22 protein-coding genes and 1 pseudogene are annotated in these 20250 nt (G+C 63.7%); 14 read left to right on the forward strand and 9 right to left on the reverse strand.

The genetic code is table 11. The annotated features are described in order from the left end of the window. Nucleotides 1–454: 454 nt before the first annotated feature. A complete protein-coding gene (locus OKW41_RS18125) occupies nt 455–1093 on the forward strand; it encodes a LysE family translocator (protein ID WP_429573490.1) in 639 nt (212 codons plus the stop codon). A gap of 39 nt (nt 1094–1132) precedes the next feature. Here OKW41_RS18125 and OKW41_RS18130 read toward each other — a convergent pair whose 3' ends face one another. Then, nucleotides 1133–1552, reverse strand: coding sequence for a PPC domain-containing DNA-binding protein (locus OKW41_RS18130; RefSeq protein ID WP_429573491.1), 420 nt, complete (start codon nt 1550–1552; stop codon nt 1133–1135). A 156-nt stretch (nt 1553–1708) separates the two neighbouring features. Between OKW41_RS18130 and OKW41_RS18135 the strand changes: the two genes are divergently transcribed. The 5 genes from OKW41_RS18135 to OKW41_RS18155 all read left to right on the forward strand — a co-directional run bounded on the left by OKW41_RS18135 (nt 1709) and on the right by OKW41_RS18155 (nt 4075). After that, nucleotides 1709–2161 carry a MarR family winged helix-turn-helix transcriptional regulator gene (locus OKW41_RS18135; protein WP_429447189.1) on the forward strand — a complete coding sequence of 151 codons (453 nt, stop codon included), beginning with the start codon at nt 1709–1711 and terminating at the stop codon, nt 2159–2161. An 87-nt stretch (nt 2162–2248) separates the two neighbouring features. Continuing rightward, complete coding sequence (locus tag OKW41_RS18140) at nt 2249–2578, forward strand: hypothetical protein (RefSeq protein WP_429447187.1); 330 nt, start codon at nt 2249–2251, stop codon at nt 2576–2578. A gap of 122 nt (nt 2579–2700) precedes the next feature. After that, a complete protein-coding gene (locus OKW41_RS18145; protein WP_429332558.1) occupies nt 2701–3036 on the forward strand; it encodes an ArsR/SmtB family transcription factor in 336 nt (111 codons plus the stop codon). Next, complete coding sequence (locus tag OKW41_RS18150) at nt 3029–3508, forward strand: SRPBCC family protein (RefSeq protein ID WP_090810571.1); 480 nt, start codon at nt 3029–3031, stop codon at nt 3506–3508. Before OKW41_RS18145 ends, OKW41_RS18150 begins: the two co-directional genes overlap by 8 nt. A 138-nt stretch (nt 3509–3646) precedes the next feature. Beyond that, nucleotides 3647–4075 (forward strand): VOC family protein, encoded by a 429-nt coding sequence (locus OKW41_RS18155; protein WP_429573492.1) that lies wholly within the window; start codon nt 3647–3649, stop codon nt 4073–4075. A gap of 294 nt (nt 4076–4369) precedes the next feature. Here OKW41_RS18155 and OKW41_RS18160 read toward each other — a convergent pair whose 3' ends face one another. Continuing rightward, on the reverse strand, nt 4370–4654 hold the full coding sequence (locus tag OKW41_RS18160; RefSeq protein ID WP_429447183.1) for a hypothetical protein: 285 nt from the start codon (nt 4652–4654) through the stop codon (nt 4370–4372). Nucleotides 4655–4908: 254 nt separating this feature from the next. Here OKW41_RS18160 and OKW41_RS18165 point away from each other — a divergent pair. Further along, nucleotides 4909–5280: pseudogene (locus OKW41_RS18165) on the forward strand (DUF2252 family protein); the annotation flags it as partial. Nucleotides 5281–5351: 71 nt separating this feature from the next. On the opposite strand, the gene OKW41_RS18170 reads toward OKW41_RS18165, so the two are convergent. Next, the gene (locus tag OKW41_RS18170; RefSeq protein WP_184023499.1) at nt 5352–5678 is read right to left on the reverse strand and encodes a DUF190 domain-containing protein; all 327 of its coding nucleotides are present in this window, start codon (nt 5676–5678) and stop codon (nt 5352–5354) included. A 252-nt stretch (nt 5679–5930) separates the two neighbouring features. Continuing rightward, nucleotides 5931–6713, reverse strand: a complete 783-nt coding sequence (locus tag OKW41_RS18175; protein WP_429573493.1) for an ABC transporter substrate-binding protein — start codon at nt 6711–6713, stop codon at nt 5931–5933. 459 nt (nt 6714–7172) lie between these two features. On the opposite strand from OKW41_RS18175, the gene OKW41_RS18180 reads away from it, so the two are divergent. Genes OKW41_RS18180 through OKW41_RS18210 form a run of 7 tightly spaced genes read left to right on the forward strand, consistent with a single transcriptional unit; the run spans nt 7173 to nt 12728 of the window. After that, a complete protein-coding gene (locus OKW41_RS18180; protein ID WP_429573494.1) occupies nt 7173–7700 on the forward strand; it encodes a Na+/H+ antiporter subunit E in 528 nt (175 codons plus the stop codon). Next, complete coding sequence (locus OKW41_RS18185) at nt 7693–7953, forward strand: monovalent cation/H+ antiporter complex subunit F (RefSeq protein ID WP_018422733.1); 261 nt, start codon at nt 7693–7695, stop codon at nt 7951–7953. The genes OKW41_RS18180 and OKW41_RS18185 overlap by 8 nt, the downstream gene beginning before the upstream one ends. Before the next feature lie 3 nt (nt 7954–7956). Continuing rightward, complete coding sequence (locus OKW41_RS18190; RefSeq protein ID WP_018422732.1) at nt 7957–8199, forward strand: hydrogenase subunit MbhD domain-containing protein; 243 nt, start codon at nt 7957–7959, stop codon at nt 8197–8199. A gap of 3 nt (nt 8200–8202) precedes the next feature. Next, nucleotides 8203–8547: a monovalent cation/H(+) antiporter subunit G gene (mnhG, locus tag OKW41_RS18195; protein WP_090810583.1), complete on the forward strand. Its 345-nt coding sequence runs from the start codon at nt 8203–8205 to the stop codon at nt 8545–8547. Continuing rightward, complete coding sequence (locus tag OKW41_RS18200) at nt 8544–9248, forward strand: Na(+)/H(+) antiporter subunit B (protein WP_184059171.1); 705 nt, start codon at nt 8544–8546, stop codon at nt 9246–9248. Before mnhG ends, OKW41_RS18200 begins: the two co-directional genes overlap by 4 nt. 16 nt (nt 9249–9264) lie before the next feature. Continuing rightward, nucleotides 9265–9639, forward strand: coding sequence for a sodium:proton antiporter (locus tag OKW41_RS18205; RefSeq protein WP_090810587.1), 375 nt, complete (start codon nt 9265–9267; stop codon nt 9637–9639). Further along, nucleotides 9633–12728 (forward strand): complex I subunit 5 family protein, encoded by a 3096-nt coding sequence (locus OKW41_RS18210; RefSeq protein ID WP_429573495.1) that lies wholly within the window; start codon nt 9633–9635, stop codon nt 12726–12728. Before OKW41_RS18205 ends, OKW41_RS18210 begins: the two co-directional genes overlap by 7 nt. Before the next feature lie 87 nt (nt 12729–12815). Here the strand turns inward: OKW41_RS18210 and OKW41_RS18215 are convergent, their stop codons facing one another. The 5 genes from OKW41_RS18215 to OKW41_RS18235 all read right to left on the reverse strand — a co-directional run bounded on the left by OKW41_RS18215 (nt 12816) and on the right by OKW41_RS18235 (nt 20154). Further along, a complete protein-coding gene (locus tag OKW41_RS18215) occupies nt 12816–13487 on the reverse strand; it encodes a hypothetical protein (RefSeq protein ID WP_429447174.1) in 672 nt (223 codons plus the stop codon). Nucleotides 13488–13514: 27 nt separating this feature from the next. Then, nucleotides 13515–14996, reverse strand: coding sequence for a cytochrome-c peroxidase (locus tag OKW41_RS18220; RefSeq protein ID WP_429573496.1), 1482 nt, complete (start codon nt 14994–14996; stop codon nt 13515–13517). A 122-nt stretch (nt 14997–15118) separates the two neighbouring features. Beyond that, the gene (locus OKW41_RS18225) at nt 15119–17533 is read right to left on the reverse strand and encodes an alkaline phosphatase family protein (protein ID WP_429573497.1); all 2415 of its coding nucleotides are present in this window, start codon (nt 17531–17533) and stop codon (nt 15119–15121) included. Between the two features lie 702 nt (nt 17534–18235). Continuing rightward, on the reverse strand, nt 18236–18910 hold the full coding sequence (locus OKW41_RS18230) for a glutamine cyclotransferase (RefSeq protein ID WP_429447168.1): 675 nt from the start codon (nt 18908–18910) through the stop codon (nt 18236–18238). A gap of 14 nt (nt 18911–18924) precedes the next feature. After that, nucleotides 18925–20154 carry a helix-turn-helix domain-containing protein gene (locus tag OKW41_RS18235; RefSeq protein ID WP_429573498.1) on the reverse strand — a complete coding sequence of 410 codons (1230 nt, stop codon included), beginning with the start codon at nt 20152–20154 and terminating at the stop codon, nt 18925–18927. Between the last annotated feature and the right edge of the window lie 96 nt (nt 20155–20250).

Here is a 20250-nt window from a genome sequence, read left to right on the forward strand (position 1 = left end):
GCGGCGCGGAAAGCGTCAGGGCATGTGGAGCATCAATATTTGTTATAAGACATCGTATAAGGTACAACCTGAAATCGGGAGCTTCCACTTCGACGTGCGACGGCAGAAAACCCACACATCGCCCAACTTATGTCGACGCAACGACCCGGCCCCCGGCCGGATCTCGAGGACGCATTGCAAGAGAAATGCTTTGCCAGCATGGGACTGCGTCTCGAAGGTTATTTTCTGTCTGCGAGCCGACCATGCCGCAGCCTCGCCGGCAACCGACTCCGCGAGCTCGCGAACCAAGTTGTCGGGCAACGTTGAAATTCATCGTACAACGTACGACGGATCATGCTTCGGAAAGGCACGCTCTTTCAATTACAGTAAACCCGACCTCCCAATATCAGGGACACGGTCAGCGGGCCCGAAGCGCGCCGGTATGATGAAGGCGTCGGAGCGATCGCTCGGACCCATGCCGGCCCGCCACGGAGGATTCATCTTGCGTTCCGTCAACATCCTGCTTGCGCTTGCGGGCGTTCTGTTGCTAAGCGTCGCGAGCCCGGGACCCAACTTTCTTATCGTCACGTCGACGGCCGTCGCGTCGCGCAGCGCCGGCATGATGACCGACCTTGGGCTCGCCGCCGCATCCGGCACGTGGGCCTTGATCGCGATCGCGGGACTGGGCCTGATCGTCACGCACGTGGCGTGGCTCAGCGCCGTGCTGCGGATCGCCGGCGCGCTTTACCTGATCTGGCTCGGCATCAAGTTGATCGTGACCGCGCGGCGGCCGTTGTCCGCGCACGTCGGCAGCGCCGCGTCCGGCTGGGCTGCGACGAAGAAAGGCTATTTCGTCAGCATGACGAACCCGAAGTCGATCGCGTTCTACGGCAGCATCTTTGCGTTGATGGTGCCCGCGCATGCGCCGTTGTGGCTCGATATCACGGTCGTGGCGCTGTCGATCGGCATTTCGTGCGCGTGGTACTGCGCGATGGCGTTGCTTGCCTCGCATCCGTCGGTTCGGCGCACGCTGGTTCGGCGCAAGGCCGTGCTGGATACGGCAGCGGGTGTGCTGTTGGTGGGGGTCGGCGGGCGGATGTTGGCGGGGCGTTGAGCGACTTCCGGCGCGCGAAGCGATAGCGCCTTTGCGTGATCAGGCGGAGCCGGATTGCGGAGCGCCGCCGCCGCGAATCACGAGTTCCATAAAACCCGTCTGCGGATCAGGTTCCCGCGCGAACGAATAGCCCGGAACCGACACGAGCAGCAACTCGACGGTCGTGCGTACCGTGCAGCCGCGCGCCACATGACCGCCGAACACCTGCCCGCGCGCATCCGCGATCGACATGTGCAGATGAGCGCCATCGGGCGAGACGGAGCCTGCGAGGGTCAATATTTCGAGGTCGCCGCGAATTTCTGTCGGCGCTTGCGCGCCAGCGAACCTCAATGCCGCAACGTGGAGGCTGCCGATGCCCTGGACGTCGAAGGCCGCTTGCAGGTCGCGTTGACGAAGCGCGTCTTCGACGGCGACGCGAAGGTCGTCGCCGGGCGCGAGTCGGAGGGGATGAGCTTGCATGCCTGGGCCGGTTGAGACGTGGTGGACTCAGGGATCATGCGTGAATGAGAAAGTATCTCACAGGCGCTTGTTTATGCTGGGTTCGTGGGGACTCGACGGCGAAAATATATTCAGTTTATATGTACAGTTAAACTGTACATATGCTATGTTTTCGGCATGTCACGACAATCACCGTCTTCCCAATCTACCGATCTAGCCGCCCTTGCGGGCGAACTGCGCATTGCCGTGAGCAAACTGATTCGCCGCGCGCGGGAACATTCGCAATCGAGCGACTTTACGTCGGCGCAGAAGTCGGTGCTGTTTCATCTGGAGCGCGACGGCCCAGCCACAGTTTCCGCGCTAGCGCGAGCGCAGCGCGTAAAACCCCAGTCCATGCGCATTACCGTTGCCGGTCTGGAGACGCTGGGCGTCGTCAAAGGCGAAGCGGATCCAACCGACGGACGCAAAACCCTTATCGATCTCACCCCCACGTTCAGACGAACGCTCAAGGCGAGTCGGGCGGCCAAAGAGGACTGGCTGATCCGTGCCTTGCAAGCGCAGCTATCGCCGCGAGAACAGGCCACGCTCGCCGCCGCGGTGGGACTGCTGCAGCGGCTCGCTGACTCCTGAACGTTTGCAGGTACTTCATCCGAAACGGCATCGAAACGGGCACAGCCCGCGACCTCATCGATTTACTCGATTCAAGGAGCAACTGAAATGGATTGGCCGCATGTCGTCTCTTATTTTTTCGGCGGTGTCCTGTTCGCGAATGCCGTGCCGCATTTCGTCTGCGGTGTGATGGGCGAGCCGTTTCAGAGCCCGTTCGCGAAGCCGTCCGGAAAAGGGCTGTCGTCATCGACCGTCAATGTACTGTGGGGCTTCTTCAATATGGTCGTCGGCTATCTTCTGATTTTTCGTGTTGGCGACTTTCGGATCGAGGCAACGGGTGATGCCGTGCCATTCGGCCTCGGTATCCTGGCGACGGGCATGCTCTGTGCGCGGCTGTTCGGTCCTTTGCATGGCGGCAACATTCCGAAACGGACTTGAGCGGCTCGTAAGCGGTAGTCGGCGCATGTGTCGGACCTGCGGAGTGTCCCTCACGCCTGCTTGACATGCAAGCAATCTCTTGCCTATAGTAAACGCAACAAATTACTTGCCTGTAGCCGTTCATGGCCGAGCGCCCCGACGACACCGACCTGCTATTCAAAGCCCTCGCCGATCCGAGCCGGCGCAAGCTGCTGGATGTGCTGCACGCGCACGACGGCCAGACCCTGAACGACCTGTGCGACCACCTCGACATGACGCGGCAAGGCGTGACCCAGCATCTGGGCCTGCTGGAAGCGGCGAACCTCGTCGTTACCGTACGCAGCGGGCGCGAAAAGTTGCACTTCCTCAATCCGGTGCCGCTGCAGCAGATCTACGAGCGCTGGATTGCCAAGTTCGAAAAGCCGCGCCTGAAGGCGCTCTCGACCCTGAAACGACGCCTGGAGAAAGGCAATGACTAGATCGACGTTCGTCTATGTGACCTATATCCGCACTACGCCGGAACAGTTGTGGTCGGCGCTCACCGACGCGGAGTTCATCAAGCAGTACTGGTTCGGCATGCACTGCGAAAGCGAATGGACGGCGGGCTCGTCATGGAAACTCGTGTCGAGCGGCGGCCAGATCTTCGACGCGGGCGAGATCGTCGAGGCCGATCCGCCGCGGCGTCTGGTGATCCGCTGGCAGCACCAGATTCGTCCCGAGTTGCAGGCCGAAGGCGACTCGCGCTGCACGATGGAGCTCGAACCGAGCGGAACGGCGGTCAAGTTGACGCTCACGCATACGATCGAGCGCGATCCGTCGAAATTCATCGAGGCGGTGTCGGGTGGCTGGCCGAAGATCATGTCCAACCTCAAATCGCTGCTGGAGACAGGCTCGATCGCGTTGCAGGAGGCTTATCCGGCCAATGGCGGGAGTCATGCCGGGAAGGCCTGATGCGGGGATACGCTGTAGAGCATCAGGATGGCTTCATCGTGGGGCCGATCGATGCATCGCAAGTTCGACAGCCGTTCGTCCGCGAGATCACGCTGATAGAATCGTCTGCCCGACCCTCGCCCGTCTCAGGAAATCAGCATGGAAATCCGGCCCTATCTGCTCTTCAATGGCCGTTGCGAGGAAGCCATTGAGTTCTATCGTTCGGCGCTCGGCGCGCAGGAGTTGCTGAAGCTGCGCGCGAAAGACGCGCCGCCCGATCCCGCTCGCCCGGTGGCGCCCGAACACGCCGACAAGATCCTGCACGCGACGCTCGTCATCGGTAACACGCACGTGCTGATGTCGGATGGCGATTGCCGCGGCGGCAATGCTGTGCATGCGGGCTTCAGCCTGTCGGTCACCGCCGACGACCAGGCGTCCGGCGAAAAGTACTTCAACGCGCTGGCGGACGGCGGACAGATCACGCTGCCATTCCAGCAGACCTTCTGGACCAGCGGCTTCGGCACGTTGGTCGACCGCTTCGGCGTGCCGTGGATGGTCAATGTGCGGCACGACGAGCCCACGGCATAGCATTGAAGCGGGCCGGCGTTCCATATCACACGCACACGCGAGCGCCGCTTCGCCGCGGCGCAAATACCTGTCCGTTCCGTCTTTCCATGAGTCATGTCTGCCAGGAAGGCGGCGCCTGCTGCGCGCGGTTCCGCGTCTCGTTCTATTGCGGCGAAACCGATTCGATGACCCCTGGCAGTGTTCCGGAGTTGCTGACGACACCCATCTCGTCTCATCGCGTCGCCATGCGCGCGACCGAGAGCAAGCCTGCGCGCACGGAACGGCGACCAATGCGCCGCCGCGCCTAAGCGACGCTTACTGCGTCGCGGACGCCGTGCTCGCCGGCGTGCTGCGGACCGGCGCGGCGTCGCTCGCGGCGGGCGCTGCGCTCGCCGCCGCGCCCGCCTCGCCGTTCGCACGATTTGCCGCGTCGCTATCGCCCGGTGTGCCGCGCGGGCTCGCCGAATTGCTCATGACACCGCTGCTCACTTGGCCGGTCGAGATACCGCCATTCCCGGCCGTCCGCTTGCAGCCGGACGCGCCCGCCAGCAACGCAACGGCCGACAGCGCGATCAGCATGTTTGCCGAAACCTGCCGCATGATTCGCTCTCCCTGGGATGACTCGGCTCTTGCAGCGAAGCATGCGACATGCCCAATGGCCACACCGGGCGCGCGTACGCCCAGCGGGCGCATGCGCGGCGCCTGACATCCGCGGGCACATAGCGGGCTCCCTCTCTGGCAATCACCGCGCGGACACGCTAGGGTGCGAGCAGGCAAGACCGTCGTTCACCGCTTTTCTCGGGGCCCGCACCGCAAAACGAGGCGAATAACGCCGCATTTCCACGGGGCAAACGATGAAGCCACCCGAAACGCTCGCGGAGCGCCGCGAAGTCGGCCGCCATGCACGCAAGAACACGCCGCGCAGCGCCCACTCCGACATCGGCAACATCCATCGTGATCCGATTCGCGTGCTGCGCGAAAGCAGTCGCGGGCGCGTCGAATCCCTCGTGCCGCTGCGCTGCGGCCGCATGCTCGCGTCGCCGTTCACGTTCTATCGCGGCAGCGCGATCATCCAGGCGCACGATCTTGCGAAGACCGCGAACAGCGGCTTTCACTTCCAGATCTGCGGCGACTGCCACCTGATGCATTTCGGTGGCTTCGCAACCCCCGAGCGCGCGCTCGTATTCGACATCAACGATTTCGACGAGACTGCGATCGGCCCGTGGACTCCGACATGGCGGCCGACTTCGTCGCCTGGACGAGCGAGGCGTGGGGCTTGCCAGCGAGGCCCGGTCGTTCAAGCCCCGTCGGCCTCGCCGACGACGCCGAACTCGGCGGTCGTCTTCACGTAGAACAGATGCAAACCCTCCGCGCGCAGTCGATCGAACAGCCGATCGGCTTCGTCACTCGTCACCGCCATCACGACGGACAACGGCTGATCGGCAAGCTCGAAGAAGTGCGCGGAGTGAATGCGATGATGATGGCCGATGCCTTCGCAAGCCGGGATCAGGGTCGCGCCGCGCAGGCCGAGTTCGCTCGCGAGACGCACGAGCCAGTCGGCAAGTGGCTTGCCATGATGGCTGCGCCCCTGCTGGGTGAAGAACGTGATCTGAAAGCCGTGCATGTCGGTGCCTCCCCGATGCGGATCGCGCCGTGCGCAAGGCGATCCGCATGCGAGCCGGTGGCCGCATTGCGCCGCCCCCTGCCCGCTCACTTTTGTAAGCGGAAACCTGCAGCGCCGCGTGAGGCGCCGGTTGCAACCGATTCGGGCATCCCGGCTTGCCGTAGCACGGCTCAGGACGGTCATGACACAAGTTTAGGTGTCGGGCCGCGCGAGTGCCAGGTCGAAACTGGTCACGTGCGGCGCGGCCTCGGCTCACTGACCGTACACGTCGAAATCGAAATACTTTTTCGCAATGCGGTCGTAAGTGCCATCGGCGCGGATGTCGGCAATGGCTTGGTCGATCTTTTCCTGCAGATCGGTATCTTCTTTACGCAAACCAATCGCTGTGCCGCTGCCGAGCGTTTTCGCGTCGTAAAGCGGATTACCGGCAAATCCAAAGCCCTTGCCGCGCGCGGTGCGCAAAAAGCCGATATCGGCTTGCACCGCGTTTTGCAGTGACGCGTCGATACGGCCGGCAAGCAGATCCGAATACACCAGATCCTGATCCTGATACGGCACGATCGCGGCGCCGGCCGGCTCCCAATACGTCTTCGCGTAGGTTTCCTGAATCGAGCCCTGCTCGACGCCGATGCGCTTGCCCTTCAGCGCTTCCGGCGTCGGCTCGATCGGCGAGCCCTTCTTCGCGACCAGACGCGTCGGAATGCGGAACACCTTCGACGAGAACGCGATCTGCGCCTGGCGCGCGGGCGTCATCGACATCGTCGACAGCACGCCGTCGAATTTGCGGCCTTTCAGCGCGGGAATCATGCCGTCGAACGAATTCTCGATCCACACGCATTTCGCGTTGAGCCGGCGGCAGATCTCATTGCCGAGATCGATATCGAAGCCGACGAGCTTGCCGTCGGCCGCTTTCGATTCGAACGGTGGGTAGCTCGCGTCGACCCCGAACCGCACGGTCGACCAATCCTTGGCGATTGCGCTTCCGGACGAGACGGCCAGCAGCGCAATCGTCAGGGTTGCCAGCATGGCTTTCATTGTTGCTCCTTATTGGTCATTTGAAGAAGTCAAACAGGCGGCACGGCGACACACGCGGACCGCGCGAAACCCGACATTCGACCGTGATCTGGTCACCGGCGCAAATTCATTAAAAAAATCAATTTATGCAGCGCGCGCATAGACTGGCGACTAGACTTCCAGATTCCGATCAGTCACAGGTGATTAAAAACGGAACGGCGCCGCTTAGAGATTCAACGTCGCGTCTTATCGCGGCAACGCAGTCTGTTTCAAAATAAATGCGCGCCGATCGGCGTCGGCATTTCGCGCGCCATTTTATTGAAAAGATCGCAATGACACTGATTCACTCGATGAGCAGCCGATAAGCGCCGCGCGCATTGACGCTCGCAAAACGACCACCGGCAGACAACCGTGCGCCGGTTGATTTGCCACAAATTGTCACTTAGAATTTTCCGCAAGGGCTCCTGAGGAACCGATGACATGGCTGCGAACAACGGAAAACCGATGTCGTCGTTCGTTCCTCGGGGAATGCCTGGCCTCTGGGTCGTCCTGTTCGTCATCTGGATGATCGCCAATGCATCGCTCGCCGTCGAACCCGCACTCGTCGGTCTCGCCATTACCTTCGTCATCGCGCGTGTCTTCGTATCGTCGAGCGAAGCATGGCAGCGCCTACGTCTAACGCCAGGCGCACCGTATCACTTCGCCGCGTATAGCGCGACCTTCGTCGTCGAGCTCGTACGCGCCAATCTGAACGTGATGGCGCTGGTGTACTCGCCGCGTATCGACATCAAGCCCGGCATCGTCAAGGTTCGCACGCGCCTCCAAACACCGCTTGGCCGTCTCGCGCTCGCCAATTCTATTGCGCTCACGCCGGGCTCGCTCGTCATGGATATTCGGGACGACATACTATTCATTCACTGGCTCGACGTGAAGACGACCGATATCGACGAAGCGACCGAGGCACTCGTCGCACCGTTCGAAAAGCATCTGGAGAAAATCTTTGGCTGAGATCATGCTCCGGATCGCCGCCGTGCTGATCTTCTTCGCGATCCTGTTCGGCGTGATCCGTCTCGTGATCGGCAAGACCCTCGTCGACCGCATCGTCGCGATCGACATGCTGACCGTCGTCTCGCTGTCGCTGATCGCGCTGTACGCGCAAGTCTCCGGTCGTTTCGTCTATATCGACGTCGCACTTGTCTATGCACTGCTGAGCTTTCTCGCGGTGCTCGCGATTGCGCGCTTTCTCGAAAGGGGGCTGTGAGCCATGCTCGAACTGCTCCTGCTGCTGATGTGCGCGAGCATCCTCGTGAGCGGCGTACTGGCCGTCTGCCTGAAGAATCTGCTGGCCGCGATGGTGAGCTCGGGGCTCGCGAGCCTGTTCGCCGCGATAGCCTTCCTGCTGCTCGCCGCGCCCGACGTCGCGATGGCCGAAGCCGCGATCGGTTCCGGACTCGCGACCTTCATCTTTCTGTACGCGATCCGCAAAACCGGTTATCAGAAGGGCTAGCGCATGTTCGAACTGATCGGCAGCGTGTTCATCCTGGTGGGCGCCGTCTTTCTGTTCTCCGCCGGCCTCGGGCTGCTGCGCATGCCGGATGCGTATACGCGCATTCAGGCCGGCACCAAGGCGTCGACGCTCGGCAACATGCTCGTGCTGATCGGCCTCGCGTTCTATCACCCGAACTGGACCTTCCGTCTGATCCTGTTGATCTACTTCGTGCTCGTGACCAACCCGGTGTCCTCGCATGCGCTATCGCGCGCCGCCTGGCTGATCCGCACGCCGATGACCTCGTCCACGATCACCGACGCACTCGCCGACGAAGGCGGGCGCACCGCGGGGGAGGCCGAATCATGATGCGTCGCGCGTTTGCGCTGCTGACGGTGCTGCTGTTCGCGGTCGTGTTCTGGCGGCTGGTCGGCGGCTACACGGAGTTGCAGGCGCTGCGCCCGCTCGCCTGGTACTACGTCGTCAGAGGGCCGCTCGAACTCGGCGCGCCGAACATCGTGACCGGCATTCTGATCACCTTTCGCGGCTTCGACACACTCGGCGAAGTCGCGGTGCTATTCATGGTCGCGGCGAGCGTCGGCGTGCTGCTGAAAGAGGAAAGCAACGCGACTTCCGCCGCTGCGGCGGACGAATCCGCGCCCGCGCGCCGCCCAGCCGGCGAGATCGTACATACCGGCAAGCAGGTGCTGCTGCCGATGATCCTCACCTTCGGCGGCTACGTGATCGTCAACGGGCATCTGTCGGCGGGCGGCGGTTTCCAGGGCGGCGCGATCGTCGCGTCCGCCGTGATGCTGATGCTGCTCGCGCGGCCCCGCTCGACGCTGAACGTCGCGCTGCTGAGCGTCGTCGAGTCGCTCGCGGGCGTGATCTACGTGTGCATCGGCATTCTCGGCCTCGTGCTCGCGGGCGGTTTTCTCGACCCGCGCTTTCTGCCGCGCGGCGAGTTCGGCGCGTTCTTCAGCGCCGGCGCGATCCCGCTGATTTCCACGCTGCTCGGCGTCAAGGTCGGCGCGGAGCTTAGCGTCATCATCGACCGGTTCAGAAGCTGAACGAGAAGGAGAGCGCATGAGCACGGGCATCCCGGTTTCGAAGATCCTGCTGATCACAGGCTTCTGCCTTTCCTTGATCGGCCTGTGGGGCATGCTGACCCACCGCAACATCCTGCGCATCATCATCGGCTTCGCGGTGATCGACACGGGCCTGCACATCGTGATGGTCGCGACCGGTTACGTCACGGGCGGCACCGCGCCGATCATCGACGCGGCGCTCAGCAAATCCGCCGCCGCGCACCGCGCGATCGATCCGATTCCATCGGCACTCGTCGTCACGGCGATCGTGATCGGGCTATCGGTCACCGCCATCATGCTGTCGTTCGCGATCCGTCTTCATGCCGCCAGAAAGACGCTTTCCATCGACGCCTTCACCGAGTCGAAATGGTAGCCGCGCTGTTTCATCCGCTGCACATCTTCATTCTCGGGCTCGGCGGCGGCTTCGTCATTCCGCTGCTGTACCGGCTCGGCAAGCCATGGCTCACGCTCGGCTTTTTCATCGCGCTGTGCGGCATCGTGCTCGTCTCCGGCGTGTCGTTCTACGGCCTGCTCGACGGCGGCGACACGATCGAGGTGCTGACCGCGGGCGCGTTGCCGCCGGTGTCGATCAATCTGCGCTTCGGCTTGTGGGAAGGCTTCTTCACGTTCAGCGTCAATGTGGTCGCGCTGCTCGGCGCATTGCATCTGTGGGACCGTCTGCGCGGCAACTACGCGGCGTTGCTGCTGTACCTGATTCTGGTGATGGGCATCGACGGCATGGTGATGACCCGCGATCTGTTCAACCTGTTCGTGTTTCTCGAGATCGTGTCGATCGCGACATACGGCCTGTTCGGGCTCGAGCGCACGCCCGCCGCGCTCGCCGCCGCATTCAAGTACATCTTTGCGACCGTGATCGCGTCGACGCTCTTTCTGCTCGGCGCGGTGCTGCTCTACTACGTGAGCGGCACGCTGAACATCGACGAACTGCTGTCGCTGCGCGACCAGTTCGGCGGCCCGATCGGCACGACCGCGATCCTGCTCGTGTTCGCGGGTCTCGTGATCGAGCTGAAGCCGTTTCCAGCCAACGGCTGGGGGCTTGACGTCTACGAGACCGCGCCGAGCGGCGTCGGCGCGATGGTATCGGTCGGCGTATCGGCGGGCGTGTTTTTCGCGCTGCTGAAATTGCTGCCGCTGTTCGACGGCCTGCTGACGCTGCTCGCCGTCTCGGGCGGCGTCACGTTCCTGTTCTCGAACCTGCTCGCGATCAAGCAGACGAAGCCGCAACGCTTGCTCGGCTATTCGTCGATCGGGCAGATGGCGCTGTTGATGCTGTCGCTCGCGTTGTTGCGCCAGATCGGCGCGGACGCATCGATCCCGCTCGTCGTCGGCGGGCTCTTCATCAACCATCTGTTCGCGAAGGCGGGGCTGTTCTGGCTGATCGGCGTGCTGCGGCGGCACGGCGACGATGCTCGCGCGATCCTGTCGCGCAGCCCGTTGCTGATCGGCCTGCTCGGCCTCTTCCTGGTCGCGATCGCGGGACTGCCGCCATTCCCCGGCTTCTGGGCGAAGTGGGAACTCGTGATGCGCCTGACCGCCGCCGACAAGCCGTACTGGATCGTGTTGATCCTGACCGGCTCGCTGCTCGAAGCGGGTTATATGTTCCACTGGTTCGTGCGCGCGCTGGCTCCGTCCGACGTCGAGGCCAAAGCCCGGCCGAACATCGCCGCGCTGTTGCCGCTGTTCGGCGTCGCCGTGCTGCTGATCGCGGCGGCCTATATGGCAGCCGTGTTCTCGGGCGTCGCGTCGGCGTGGATCTTCTCGCCGCTCGCGGCGGGTGCGCTGTTCTATGCGGCCGATCGTCTGCCGGGGCGCGTGAAAGGCGTGCTCGCGGTGATCGCGATTGGATTGATCGGCAGTCTCCTCTGCGAGGGCTCGCGCGGTATCGCCGGACTGTTCGCCTGGCTGCTGCTCGCGGGCAGCCTCGTGATCGCAGCGGCGAGTCTCTATCGCGACGACGTGCGCGCCGGCTTCTATCCGATGCTCGTCGTGCTATCGCTGTCGATTCCGGCGCTGCTGCGCTCATCCACCTCGCTCGAGTTCTTCTATAGCTGGGAAATCATCACGCTGTCGTCGTGCTTCCTGATCGCGAAGTGCCGGCGCGCGGGACCGCATGTGCTGACCTTCCTGCTGTTTTCGCTGCTGGCGGCGTTCTTCCTCCTGGCGGGCTTCGCCAACGTCGCGGCGATCGACGATAGCATCGCGCTGTCAGCTTTGATCCATTCGGGACCGGAGGCGAACCGCGCGTTCGTGCTGCTCGCGGCGGGCTTCCTGATCAAGGCCGGCGCGATCGGCGTGCACGTATGGCTGCCGGGCGCCTACACCGAAGCGGAAGACGACGTGACCGCGATGCTGTCGGCAGTGGTCAGCAAGGTCGCGATGTTCGGCCTGTTGATCGGCACCTATCTGACGATACGCTCGGAGGTCGGCCTCGAACTCGCGCACGCGATGACCTGGATAGGCATGCTGACGACCCTGTTCGGCGCGCTGATGGCGTTGCGGCAGAACGACTTCAAACGGATGCTCGCGTTGTCGAGCATGAGCCAGACCGGCTATATCGTCGCCGCGATCGGCCTGATGAGCCATCTCGGCTGGGTCACCGCGCTGTATCTGGTCGCCAATCACATGTTCGTGAAGGGCATCCTGTTCCTCGCGCTCGCAGGCGTGATCTCGCGCACCGGCACGCGCAACTTCGCCGATGTGGGCGGCCTCGCGCGCGAGATGCCGCTCACGTTCGCGATGGTCGTGATCGCGCTCGTCTCGATGTCGGGCCTGCCGCCGCTGATGGGCTTCGGCGGCAAATGGCTGCTACTGAGCGCAATGACCGACAAGGGTTGGTACGGGCTCGCCGTGTGCGGGCTGATCGCGACCTGCGCCGGCTTTCTGTACATGCTGCGCCTGCTGAACGGCGTCTTCCTCAAACCGCGCCCGCCGCAGCGGCCGCAGGTGCGCGAAGCGCCTGTGATGCTGCTGGTGCCGCAGTTGCTGTTCGTGGTCGGTATCGTGGTCCTGTCGTTCTTTCCGAAGGTGTTGCTCGAACCGGTGTCGGCCGCGATCGATCCGCAGTTCGCGGCGACACTGGTGTGGGGCGGCATGTCGCTCGAAAGCATCTACGGGTTCTGGAATCCGACGCCGGTCGTGATCGTCGTACTGATCGTCACGGCGATCGTGTTCGGGCTCAGTGTGCTGTACTACCGCAGCCGCCGCGGCAATGCGCGCAACGCCCCGGATTTTTACCACTTCTACCGGCCGATCCTGAGCCGCACGGTGCCGCCGGTCGCGCAGATGTTCTGGCGCGGCATATCGCACTTCGCGCTCGTGGCGGCGGCTCGGATACGCCGCGTCTATACCGGCAACGGGCAGACCTACGCGCTCTATGTGCTGCTGTATTTTCTCGTGATTTATTTTGCGAGCACGGGGCTGAGTCCAGCGGGGACACCGTAAGGGTGCACCTGGTCCTGGCGCAGCGGCATGGACCGGCCCACGTGCGGGAACGATCGCCTTGGAATACGGCGTCGGCGAACTCAACGATCATCGAACGAGATATTCTTCCGCTACCCAGCCGTCCTTGGTCAAGCGCACGCCTTCGCGCAGTTGCATGGTGCCCGCGCCTTCGATCACGCGCGCCACCATGGGAAACGCTCGCTGGAACTCGGGAGTCCTGGCAAAAGGCGCCGGGTCGATCTTATAGGTGTAGAGCACCGAGGTCCTGGTCTCGCCGTCGTGAGTCTGGGGCGGCTCCCAGCCCACCACCTTGTCCAGGGTCAGCGTGGCCACGCAAAAATCGGCGTCGTGCGTGACCGTCTTGCCGGGCGTCGCCACCACCACCGGCTTGTGCAGGTAGAACTGCTTGCCTTCGTCGGTCAGCACATACTCGCGTCCCGGCGCCTCGATCCTGGCCCCGTCCTCGCCAGTGCGCTCGAGCGTCATGACGGTGCTCTTGACGAGGCCCAGCTTTTCCATCACCGGCAATTGCAGCGCATCGCGGGAATGCGTGACCACGATGTCCTGATCGGCCACGTGGATGGGCCAATCGTATTTCGCCACGCACAGGTGGCCGCGATCGGCCAGGTAGTGCGTGATCGTGTTGGTAAAGTTCTCCGCGGTAGGCTCGGCCTTGTTCTGGCAACCGCCCAGCAGGAACAACGCCGTCAGGGAAACCGCAATGGCAGTGCCGCGCACCGGATTCGAAAAATGCATCATCGTGGATAGTTCAAGTATTCAAAAAGATCAATTCACGCAGCTACCGCTCGTGGGCTGGGTCGCGGCAGGCTGGTAGCCGTCGCTCAAAGTATTCAGGAAGCAGATCACGTCCTGCACGTCCTGATCCGACAGTTGCGGCGCCGAATGGACAGCACGCGGCTGCGCACCGTTCAACGCGGTGGTGCCGCCCGCGTCGGTCTGGCCCTGCCCCAGCGGCAGTTCCTCGTCGATATTGCCCTGGTAGGCGGCCGGCAGATCGTTGAACATGTTCACCGTCGCGCCCGCTGCATAGGTGGGTTGCAGCGCATAGCTCGGGTTGCTGGTCAGCCTGGTGGAATCGCCACCCGTGGACGGATACCAGTACTCGGGGTTGGTGTCGCGCGTGTTGTAGAAGCGCACCACCTGCTCCAGCGAGTGGAACACGCCGTTGTGGAAGAAGGCGCTGCGCGCGGCGACGTTGCGCAGCGTCGGCACCTTGAAGCGGCCGCAATACGGATCCGGGTTGTTCACGCCCGTAAAGGGGTCCGGACCGGCGCCGCTGGTGGCCGAAAGCGGCGTGTGGCTGTCATAGCTGCCGTTATTGATCGGGCCGCACAGCCCCATGTCGTAGTAGCTCGCCTTCAGGTTGGCCGCGATGGGGTTCGGATTGTCCGGGATCGACGTGTCGTTGCGCGGCGCACCGATCGCCTGATAGGTGAAGTCGGTCCCCAGCGCGTTCGAGCCGTTGAAGTTGGCGCCCATGAAATGGCAGGCCACGCAGCCGGCCCCGCGATCGGTATCGTTGAACAGGTTCATCCCGCGCAATTCGGCCGGCGTCAACGTGCCGCCGATCTTGTTGTTCGCATACAGGTCGAACTTGCTGGAATACGGCGCAAAGCTCGGGTCCTCGTTCTGGTAGGCCTGCAGCGCGAGTCCGATGTCCTGGAACGCCGTGTCCGTATCGCCGAACACGGCCGGGCCGTACACCGCCGTGAACTGTGCGGCATACGAGGAGCTCTTTACCGCCTGCACCACCGCGTCCTTGGAGGCGTTGTTCATCTCGATGGGATTGAGCAGGGGCAGCGCCACCTGGTCGGCCAGCGTCTTGCCGCGGCCGTCCCACATGAATCCGCCGCCCGGCGCGTTCGCCGTGATGCCGTCCGGGTTCGAGGCGTTGTCGTCGTAGGCGGGCGTCATGGACTTGTAGCGCAGCGAGGGAACCGCGCGCTGGCCTTCCGATACGCCATCGGAACCCAGCTGCACCGCCAGGCTGTTGGGCGGGCCATAGGCATACGCCGGATCGTGGCAGCTCGCGCATGCCTGGTTCTTGCCGCCGGACAGGTTCTTGTCGAAGAACATTTTCTCGCCGACCTGGGCCGCAGCGCTCAGCTTGCTCGTGGGCGCCGACCCCGTGGAGCCCGAGGAGCCCGTGCCTGCGTCTGTCGAAGCAGACTGTGACGAGCCCCCGCCCCCGCAAGCGGCCAGTGTCGACAAGATGACATACAGCGCCCCCGCATAAACCTTGCGCATCGCTACTCCCCCGGCTTTGTTCGATAAAACAGCTGGCGGGGGAGCGGCCGAACCGCTCTCCCGCGCAGGCTACTGCTTGATGAATGGCACGCTTGCGCGTGCTTACCGTTTAGTGCTTTTTATTACTTCGTCGCCCACAGGTTCTTCTGGGTCGCGTCCGGACCAACTTGCGCCGGATCGCTCACGTCACCCGTCTGGAACTTCTGCGTGTAGCCGGCCGGAATCACGTAGGCGTGGTTCATCGGACGAACCGCGTCGTAGTGCGTGTCGGCGCTGCCAGCGTACTCAGGCAGGTTGGCGATGTTCTGCGCAATGTACGACTCCGTGTACTTCGAACGGTTGGCGTACGAGGTCGGAACAGCCGGGTCGGCCAGCTGGAACATGTCCTGCAATGTGCGCACGAACGAGAAGTGGCTGTACGTATCGCTGTCGGCGACGCCCTTCGGCGCGGCGCCCACGTCTTGCTGGTTGGTCATCAGGACGAAGATCGAGTTGCCATGGCCCTTGTTGCCGTTGCCGTACTTCGCCTGAACCGGAGTCCAGCTGCCGTCCGCGTTCTGCATCTGCGTAGCCTTGCCACCCACGTCCCAGCCGCAGCACGAGCTGCCGGCACCGTTGGACATGCCATTGCCTTCGTCGAACATGACCACGATGGCAACGTTGCGCTGCTTGTTCTGCCACAGCGGCGAGGCCTTGATCTTCTGCACCACGGCGTTGGTGTAATAGTCGGCGCGGGTCAGCAGCGCATGAGCCGGAACGGTACCCGAGGCGGTCGTGCTGTCCTTACAGGTGCCGTCGCTGCCGGCGCCGTGCAGGTCATCACACTGGTCAGGCATGATGAAGTTCAGCGTACCGACGTCGCCCTTGGCCAGGTCGGTGCTGAACTGGTCGACGTTGTAGCCGGTCGGAACCTTGTAGAGCGTGGTGTTGGTCAGGTCGGCCGCATTCGTGTAGTACTGGGTACCGAAGATCGTGCGGTTGTTCGCGAAGAACTCCGGCAGGCTACGCACGTTCTGATAGGCCATGCCCGGATGGTGCTTGGTCTTGTAGAGCGAACCGGGCATGGCGAACGGCGTGCCCGTCACGGTGATGCTACCGTCGGTCTGGTTGTAGGCCTGCGATACACCCGTGTCACCGAGGCTGTCGGCGCGCGGATCCTGACCCGGGTTCAAGGATTCGCTGTAGGTACGCCACGTCAGGCCCGCGCTCGAAATCTGCGTGAACAGGTTCGGCGCGTTCATGATGTTGTGGTTGGCGACGGAACCGGTGCCGTCCGTCGAGCACGTCTGGTTGGTGGCCGCGGTGTAATTGGACAGCAGCGATCCAACGGCCACGGTGGCGCCGCCGGCGGTGGTACCGATGATCGGGTCGTTCGGCGGCAGCGCGACGTGGGACGGCAGGGGCTGGCCGTCGGAAGCCGTGCCGCCGGCGAAAGCCTTGTCCGTCGGGGCGTTGGCGCCGGCGGCGGCGCAACCCCACCAGTTGTCGTCGCCGATACCGAAGTCGTCGGCGCCGCCCAGGGCGGTGTAGTTCGGCTCGGACGGGTTGCCGGTCGCGAAGTAGGTCGAGAAGTAGTTGCCGTTGGTGATCATCGAGTTGACCGCCGGCATGTACGCCGAACCCTTGATGCGGTTCGTGCTGCTGTTCTCCAGCATGATCACGAAGACGTTGTCGTAACGCGGAATCGCTTCGACGTTGAACGCAGCCTGCTGGGCTTGTGCGAAGGTGATCGCCTTGCGCGTATCCGTCGGGATGGTTTCGCCAGCGGTGATGCCGGAAACGCCGGTCAGGGTGGGGTCGCCACCGGCAACGGCCAGCGCATCGGGGTACTTGTCGCCACGATCGAGCTTCGCGGTGGCGTACGTGTAGCGGTTCGTCAGTGCGTTTTCTTCGAACAGCACCGCGTACTGCTCGGCGCCGGACAGGGTGTTGGCGTCGGCCAGGACGTCGCCGGCGGAAACCGTCACGGAGGCGTTGTTGAATGCCGGGCCGGACAGACGGGTCGACAGATTAGCCTTCTCGGTCGCGTACTTGCTGCCATTGGCTTCGACGAGGCGCTGCACTTCGCTCGACATCGGGCTGATCACGACTTTGGTGGCGCCCTGGTCGGCGATCTGGTCGGCCGAAGCACGCAGGATCAGGTGGCTGGCGACCTTGGCGGCCGTTGCCGTGTTGGTGGCCGAGGTCGTGATGTCAGCGACGAGCGGACCGGTGGCGGTCGTGGTCAACGAGAAATGGCCGTTGCTGTCGGTCTTCGCGGAGGCTTCGCCGCTGTCGAGCACACCGTTGCCATTGGCATCGACGAACACGGTGGCACCAGAGTAGTAGCCGGCCTTCAAGGTTGGGTTGCCGCTCGAGCTGCCCGGGACGAAGGCGGCTGCGGCGACCACGCCCGAGTAAGTCGTGCCGGCGGTCGTGCCACCGTTGTTGTTGCTGGCAGAGGGGCTATCCGAATTTCCGCCGCAAGCTGCGAGCACGCAGGCAGCGGCAACGGACGTTAGACAAAGCGCTGGGCGCATTTTGTGATGCGATGACATTTGGGGACCCTTTGTTAGTTGTATCGGCAACCGCTTGTGTGGGGCAAGACTTAGTAAAACGAGCGAATAATATGAAGGGTTTGTGTAAGGCGTATGTCTGCTAACGATAAGGATTGGAGCGTGAACCTGGCTTGGTTCTGATCACATCTGTTCGAACAGCCGCAATGCACGGGCAAGCAACGAAGACGAAAATAAAGCTGAGAACCAACCGTCGTAGTTGTTGCGGGCGCAGCGAAAATGCTCTCAATTCCCCGCTACTGTTGAAAAACACTCGGAATGCTTCGCGTGTGCGGTGCAGCATCCGAGGGTGTTGCGGTTTGGACTGGACGCCCCGCAGGAAGAGGGACGACAAGCTCCTTGAGCGTCGATCGTCTATTTGTAGCCGGGAAGCGACGTGATGTACGTTCCACCGCTATTCGAGTACCGGGTGGTGGCGCATGCGCCGCGTCGGTGGGTCTGATGCGAGCACTGGTGGGGCGAGGCTGAAGAAGCGAGATGACGGGACCGCTATCCGGCGGTGGCTGGGTGCTTTGCCACGGCCTGCTAGAAGTCGCTGCAGGCGGCCCGCGTATGGGGAGTAGTCTCGCGATAAGAGTAACGCAATGGAATACTTCGTTTACCAACGATGACTTACGTTATCGGCGAGTACAAGTAAGCCAAATACCAGCGCCGATAACGAGGACGCGCTGCTTGCATGATGAATCACTCGCTCGTCGAATCGACCGGCAATTGCGAGTCGCTCTCTCGCACGGGACGCTGCACGGCGCGAACGAGCCCGCTGCTGCCGCCTCCGCAGAAGAACAGATCCGCGCCGTTCGATTCGAGTCCGGAAATGCCCGCGCCGGCCGGCATCTCGACGCGCTCGAGCACCTCGCCGCTGCGCGGATCGAGATGCCGCAGCTCGCTCTCGTCACCTTCCCACGTGCCATGCCATAGCTCGCCGTCGACCCACGTGATCCCGGTCACGAAGCGATTCGACTCGATCGTGCGCAGCACCGCGCCAGTGTCCGGATCGACCTGATAGATTTTTCGTTCGGGATACTGACCGACCCATAGCGAACCTTCGGCCCATGTCAGCCCCGACTGGCCGCCGTCGCCGGGCGCCGCGATCGTCGACAGCACGCGGCCGCTCTGCGGGTCGATCTTCTGGATGCGGCCGTGCGCGATCTGGAACAGGTGTTCGCCGTCGAAGGCCGTGCCCGCGTCGGCGGGCACCGCGATCGAGCGCAGCGTCTCGCCGCTCGCCGGATCGAACGCGTCGAGCCGTTCGCCGGTCGCGATCCACACCAGTCGGCCGTCGTAGGTGACGCCATGCACTTTGTCGACGCCCGTAAAGGGCCCATATTCACGGACGATTCTGGCGGCAGAGCGGTTCATGGTGGCCATCCTAATCATGAAGGGAACGGGGAAGGGAGTAACAAAGCCGTCGCGAATCCGGCCAGGGGCGGCGTCATCCAGCGGCGCGCGCGCCCCTCGCCCACTGGCTGCACCTTGCCGGCCGCGGCGAGCGAGTCGAGCGAGCGCTGCACGGTGCGCTGACTCGCGCCGAGCACGAGGGCAAGCGCGGAACTCGACCACGCTTGGCCATCCGACAGAAACGCGAGCAGCGCCGCATGCTCGCCTTCGACCGGCGGCGCCAGCACGACGACCTCGCGGGCGTGACGCGGCGCGAGCGCGAAGCCGCGCGTCGTCGCGCTGACGCTCGCGAGCGTGCCGAGCGCCGTGCGCAGCCGGCCGATCTCGACGCGCAGCCGCGCGCGATGCGATTCGTCAGCGCGTTTGGCGCGGAACGCCCGTGCGACGAGCGCGTCGCGCGGCACGTCGTCGGGCCATGCCTCGCCGAGCATGCGGGCGAGCGCAAACAGCACCGGTCGGCTCGCGAGCGCAACCGCCGCGTTCGCATCGCGGATCGCGTAGCGGCAAGCGTCGACGATCAACGCGCCGCCAGCGCGATTCGAGGTCAATAGCTTCTCGACTTCATCGAGCGGGATCGGTTCTTCTTCGCCATGCGCGATCATGCGCGCCGCCGGTTTGCCCAGTGCCACCGATGCGCTTTCGACTTCCGCGATCAACGCCGGAATGCCGGCCTCGCGTGCCGCGCGTCCGGCCCGCGCCAGCGCGGCACGGGCGGCGCCGCTGCGCAAACGCCGCAGCGCGACTCCCGCGACGACCAGTTCATGCGCGGCACGCAGTGCGGGCGGAAACGGCCGGGGATCGAGCGCGGCAAGCTTGCGCTCCGCTTCGTCGAGACGGCCGATCAGCAGCAGACGCCGCGCCGCGAGATACCGCGCATGCGCGGCATTGACGCGATCGCCGTACGCGTCGAGCGTGGCGGTCGCAGCGTCGAGTGTTTTGACGGGCCATGCGAGATCGCGCGACGCCAGCGCGATCTCCGCTTCGGCGACCACGCATCTCGCGCGCGCCACCGCATGCTGCGCGCCGAACGCGCGCGCGGCGTCGCGCACCAACGCCTTGGCGCGCCCGAAATCGCCGAGCTGCGCCATCGCGATGCCGCGCAGCGCGAGCGCCGGCGCGTCGTCGCGCAACGCGACGCGGTCGAGCGCGCCAAGCGGATCGCCGGCCGCGAGCGCGCGCGCCGCCGCGGAAATCAGCGCGTCCACGGCGTGCGAGTCCGCGAGTAGCACGTCAATGCATCAAGCGAATCCCGCCACACTTGTCACTCCCACCCGATCGATGCCCGGCCCTAATCTAGCACG

The organism is Paraburkholderia sp. UCT70 (assembly GCF_050434085.1).
In the GTDB taxonomy this organism is placed as follows: domain Bacteria; phylum Pseudomonadota; class Gammaproteobacteria; order Burkholderiales; family Burkholderiaceae; genus Paraburkholderia; species Paraburkholderia tuberum.

Excerpts from the sequence above, each read along its gene's own strand:
- OKW41_RS18200 (WP_184059171.1), top strand. The coding sequence starts at position 8,544 with ATGATGCGTCGCGCGTTTGCGCTGCTGACGGTGCTGCTGTTCGCGGTC.
- OKW41_RS18215 (WP_429447174.1), bottom strand. The coding sequence starts at position 13,487 with ATGATGCATTTTTCGAATCCGGTGCGCGGCACTGCCATTGCGGTTTCC.
- OKW41_RS18205 (WP_090810587.1), top strand. The coding sequence starts at position 9,265 with ATGAGCACGGGCATCCCGGTTTCGAAGATCCTGCTGATCACAGGCTTC.
- OKW41_RS18135 (WP_429447189.1), top strand. The coding sequence starts at position 1,709 with ATGTCACGACAATCACCGTCTTCCCAATCTACCGATCTAGCCGCCCTT.
- OKW41_RS18220 (WP_429573496.1), bottom strand. The coding sequence starts at position 14,996 with ATGCGCAAGGTTTATGCGGGGGCGCTGTATGTCATCTTGTCGACACTG.
- OKW41_RS18125 (WP_429573490.1), top strand. The coding sequence starts at position 455 with ATGCCGGCCCGCCACGGAGGATTCATCTTGCGTTCCGTCAACATCCTG.
- OKW41_RS18225 (WP_429573497.1), bottom strand. The coding sequence starts at position 17,533 with ATGTCATCGCATCACAAAATGCGCCCAGCGCTTTGTCTAACGTCCGTT.
- OKW41_RS18210 (WP_429573495.1), top strand. The coding sequence starts at position 9,633 with ATGGTAGCCGCGCTGTTTCATCCGCTGCACATCTTCATTCTCGGGCTC.
- OKW41_RS18130 (WP_429573491.1), bottom strand. The coding sequence starts at position 1,552 with ATGCAAGCTCATCCCCTCCGACTCGCGCCCGGCGACGACCTTCGCGTC.
- OKW41_RS18170 (WP_184023499.1), bottom strand. The coding sequence starts at position 5,678 with ATGCACGGCTTTCAGATCACGTTCTTCACCCAGCAGGGGCGCAGCCAT.
- OKW41_RS18175 (WP_429573493.1), bottom strand. The coding sequence starts at position 6,713 with ATGAAAGCCATGCTGGCAACCCTGACGATTGCGCTGCTGGCCGTCTCG.
- OKW41_RS18140 (WP_429447187.1), top strand. The coding sequence starts at position 2,249 with ATGGATTGGCCGCATGTCGTCTCTTATTTTTTCGGCGGTGTCCTGTTC.
- OKW41_RS18150 (WP_090810571.1), top strand. The coding sequence starts at position 3,029 with ATGACTAGATCGACGTTCGTCTATGTGACCTATATCCGCACTACGCCG.
- OKW41_RS18190 (WP_018422732.1), top strand. The coding sequence starts at position 7,957 with ATGCTCGAACTGCTCCTGCTGCTGATGTGCGCGAGCATCCTCGTGAGC.
- OKW41_RS18145 (WP_429332558.1), top strand. The coding sequence starts at position 2,701 with ATGGCCGAGCGCCCCGACGACACCGACCTGCTATTCAAAGCCCTCGCC.
- OKW41_RS18160 (WP_429447183.1), bottom strand. The coding sequence starts at position 4,654 with ATGCGGCAGGTTTCGGCAAACATGCTGATCGCGCTGTCGGCCGTTGCG.
- OKW41_RS18180 (WP_429573494.1), top strand. The coding sequence starts at position 7,173 with ATGGCTGCGAACAACGGAAAACCGATGTCGTCGTTCGTTCCTCGGGGA.
- OKW41_RS18230 (WP_429447168.1), bottom strand. The coding sequence starts at position 18,910 with ATGAACCGCTCTGCCGCCAGAATCGTCCGTGAATATGGGCCCTTTACG.
- OKW41_RS18155 (WP_429573492.1), top strand. The coding sequence starts at position 3,647 with ATGGAAATCCGGCCCTATCTGCTCTTCAATGGCCGTTGCGAGGAAGCC.
- mnhG (WP_090810583.1), top strand. The coding sequence starts at position 8,203 with ATGTTCGAACTGATCGGCAGCGTGTTCATCCTGGTGGGCGCCGTCTTT.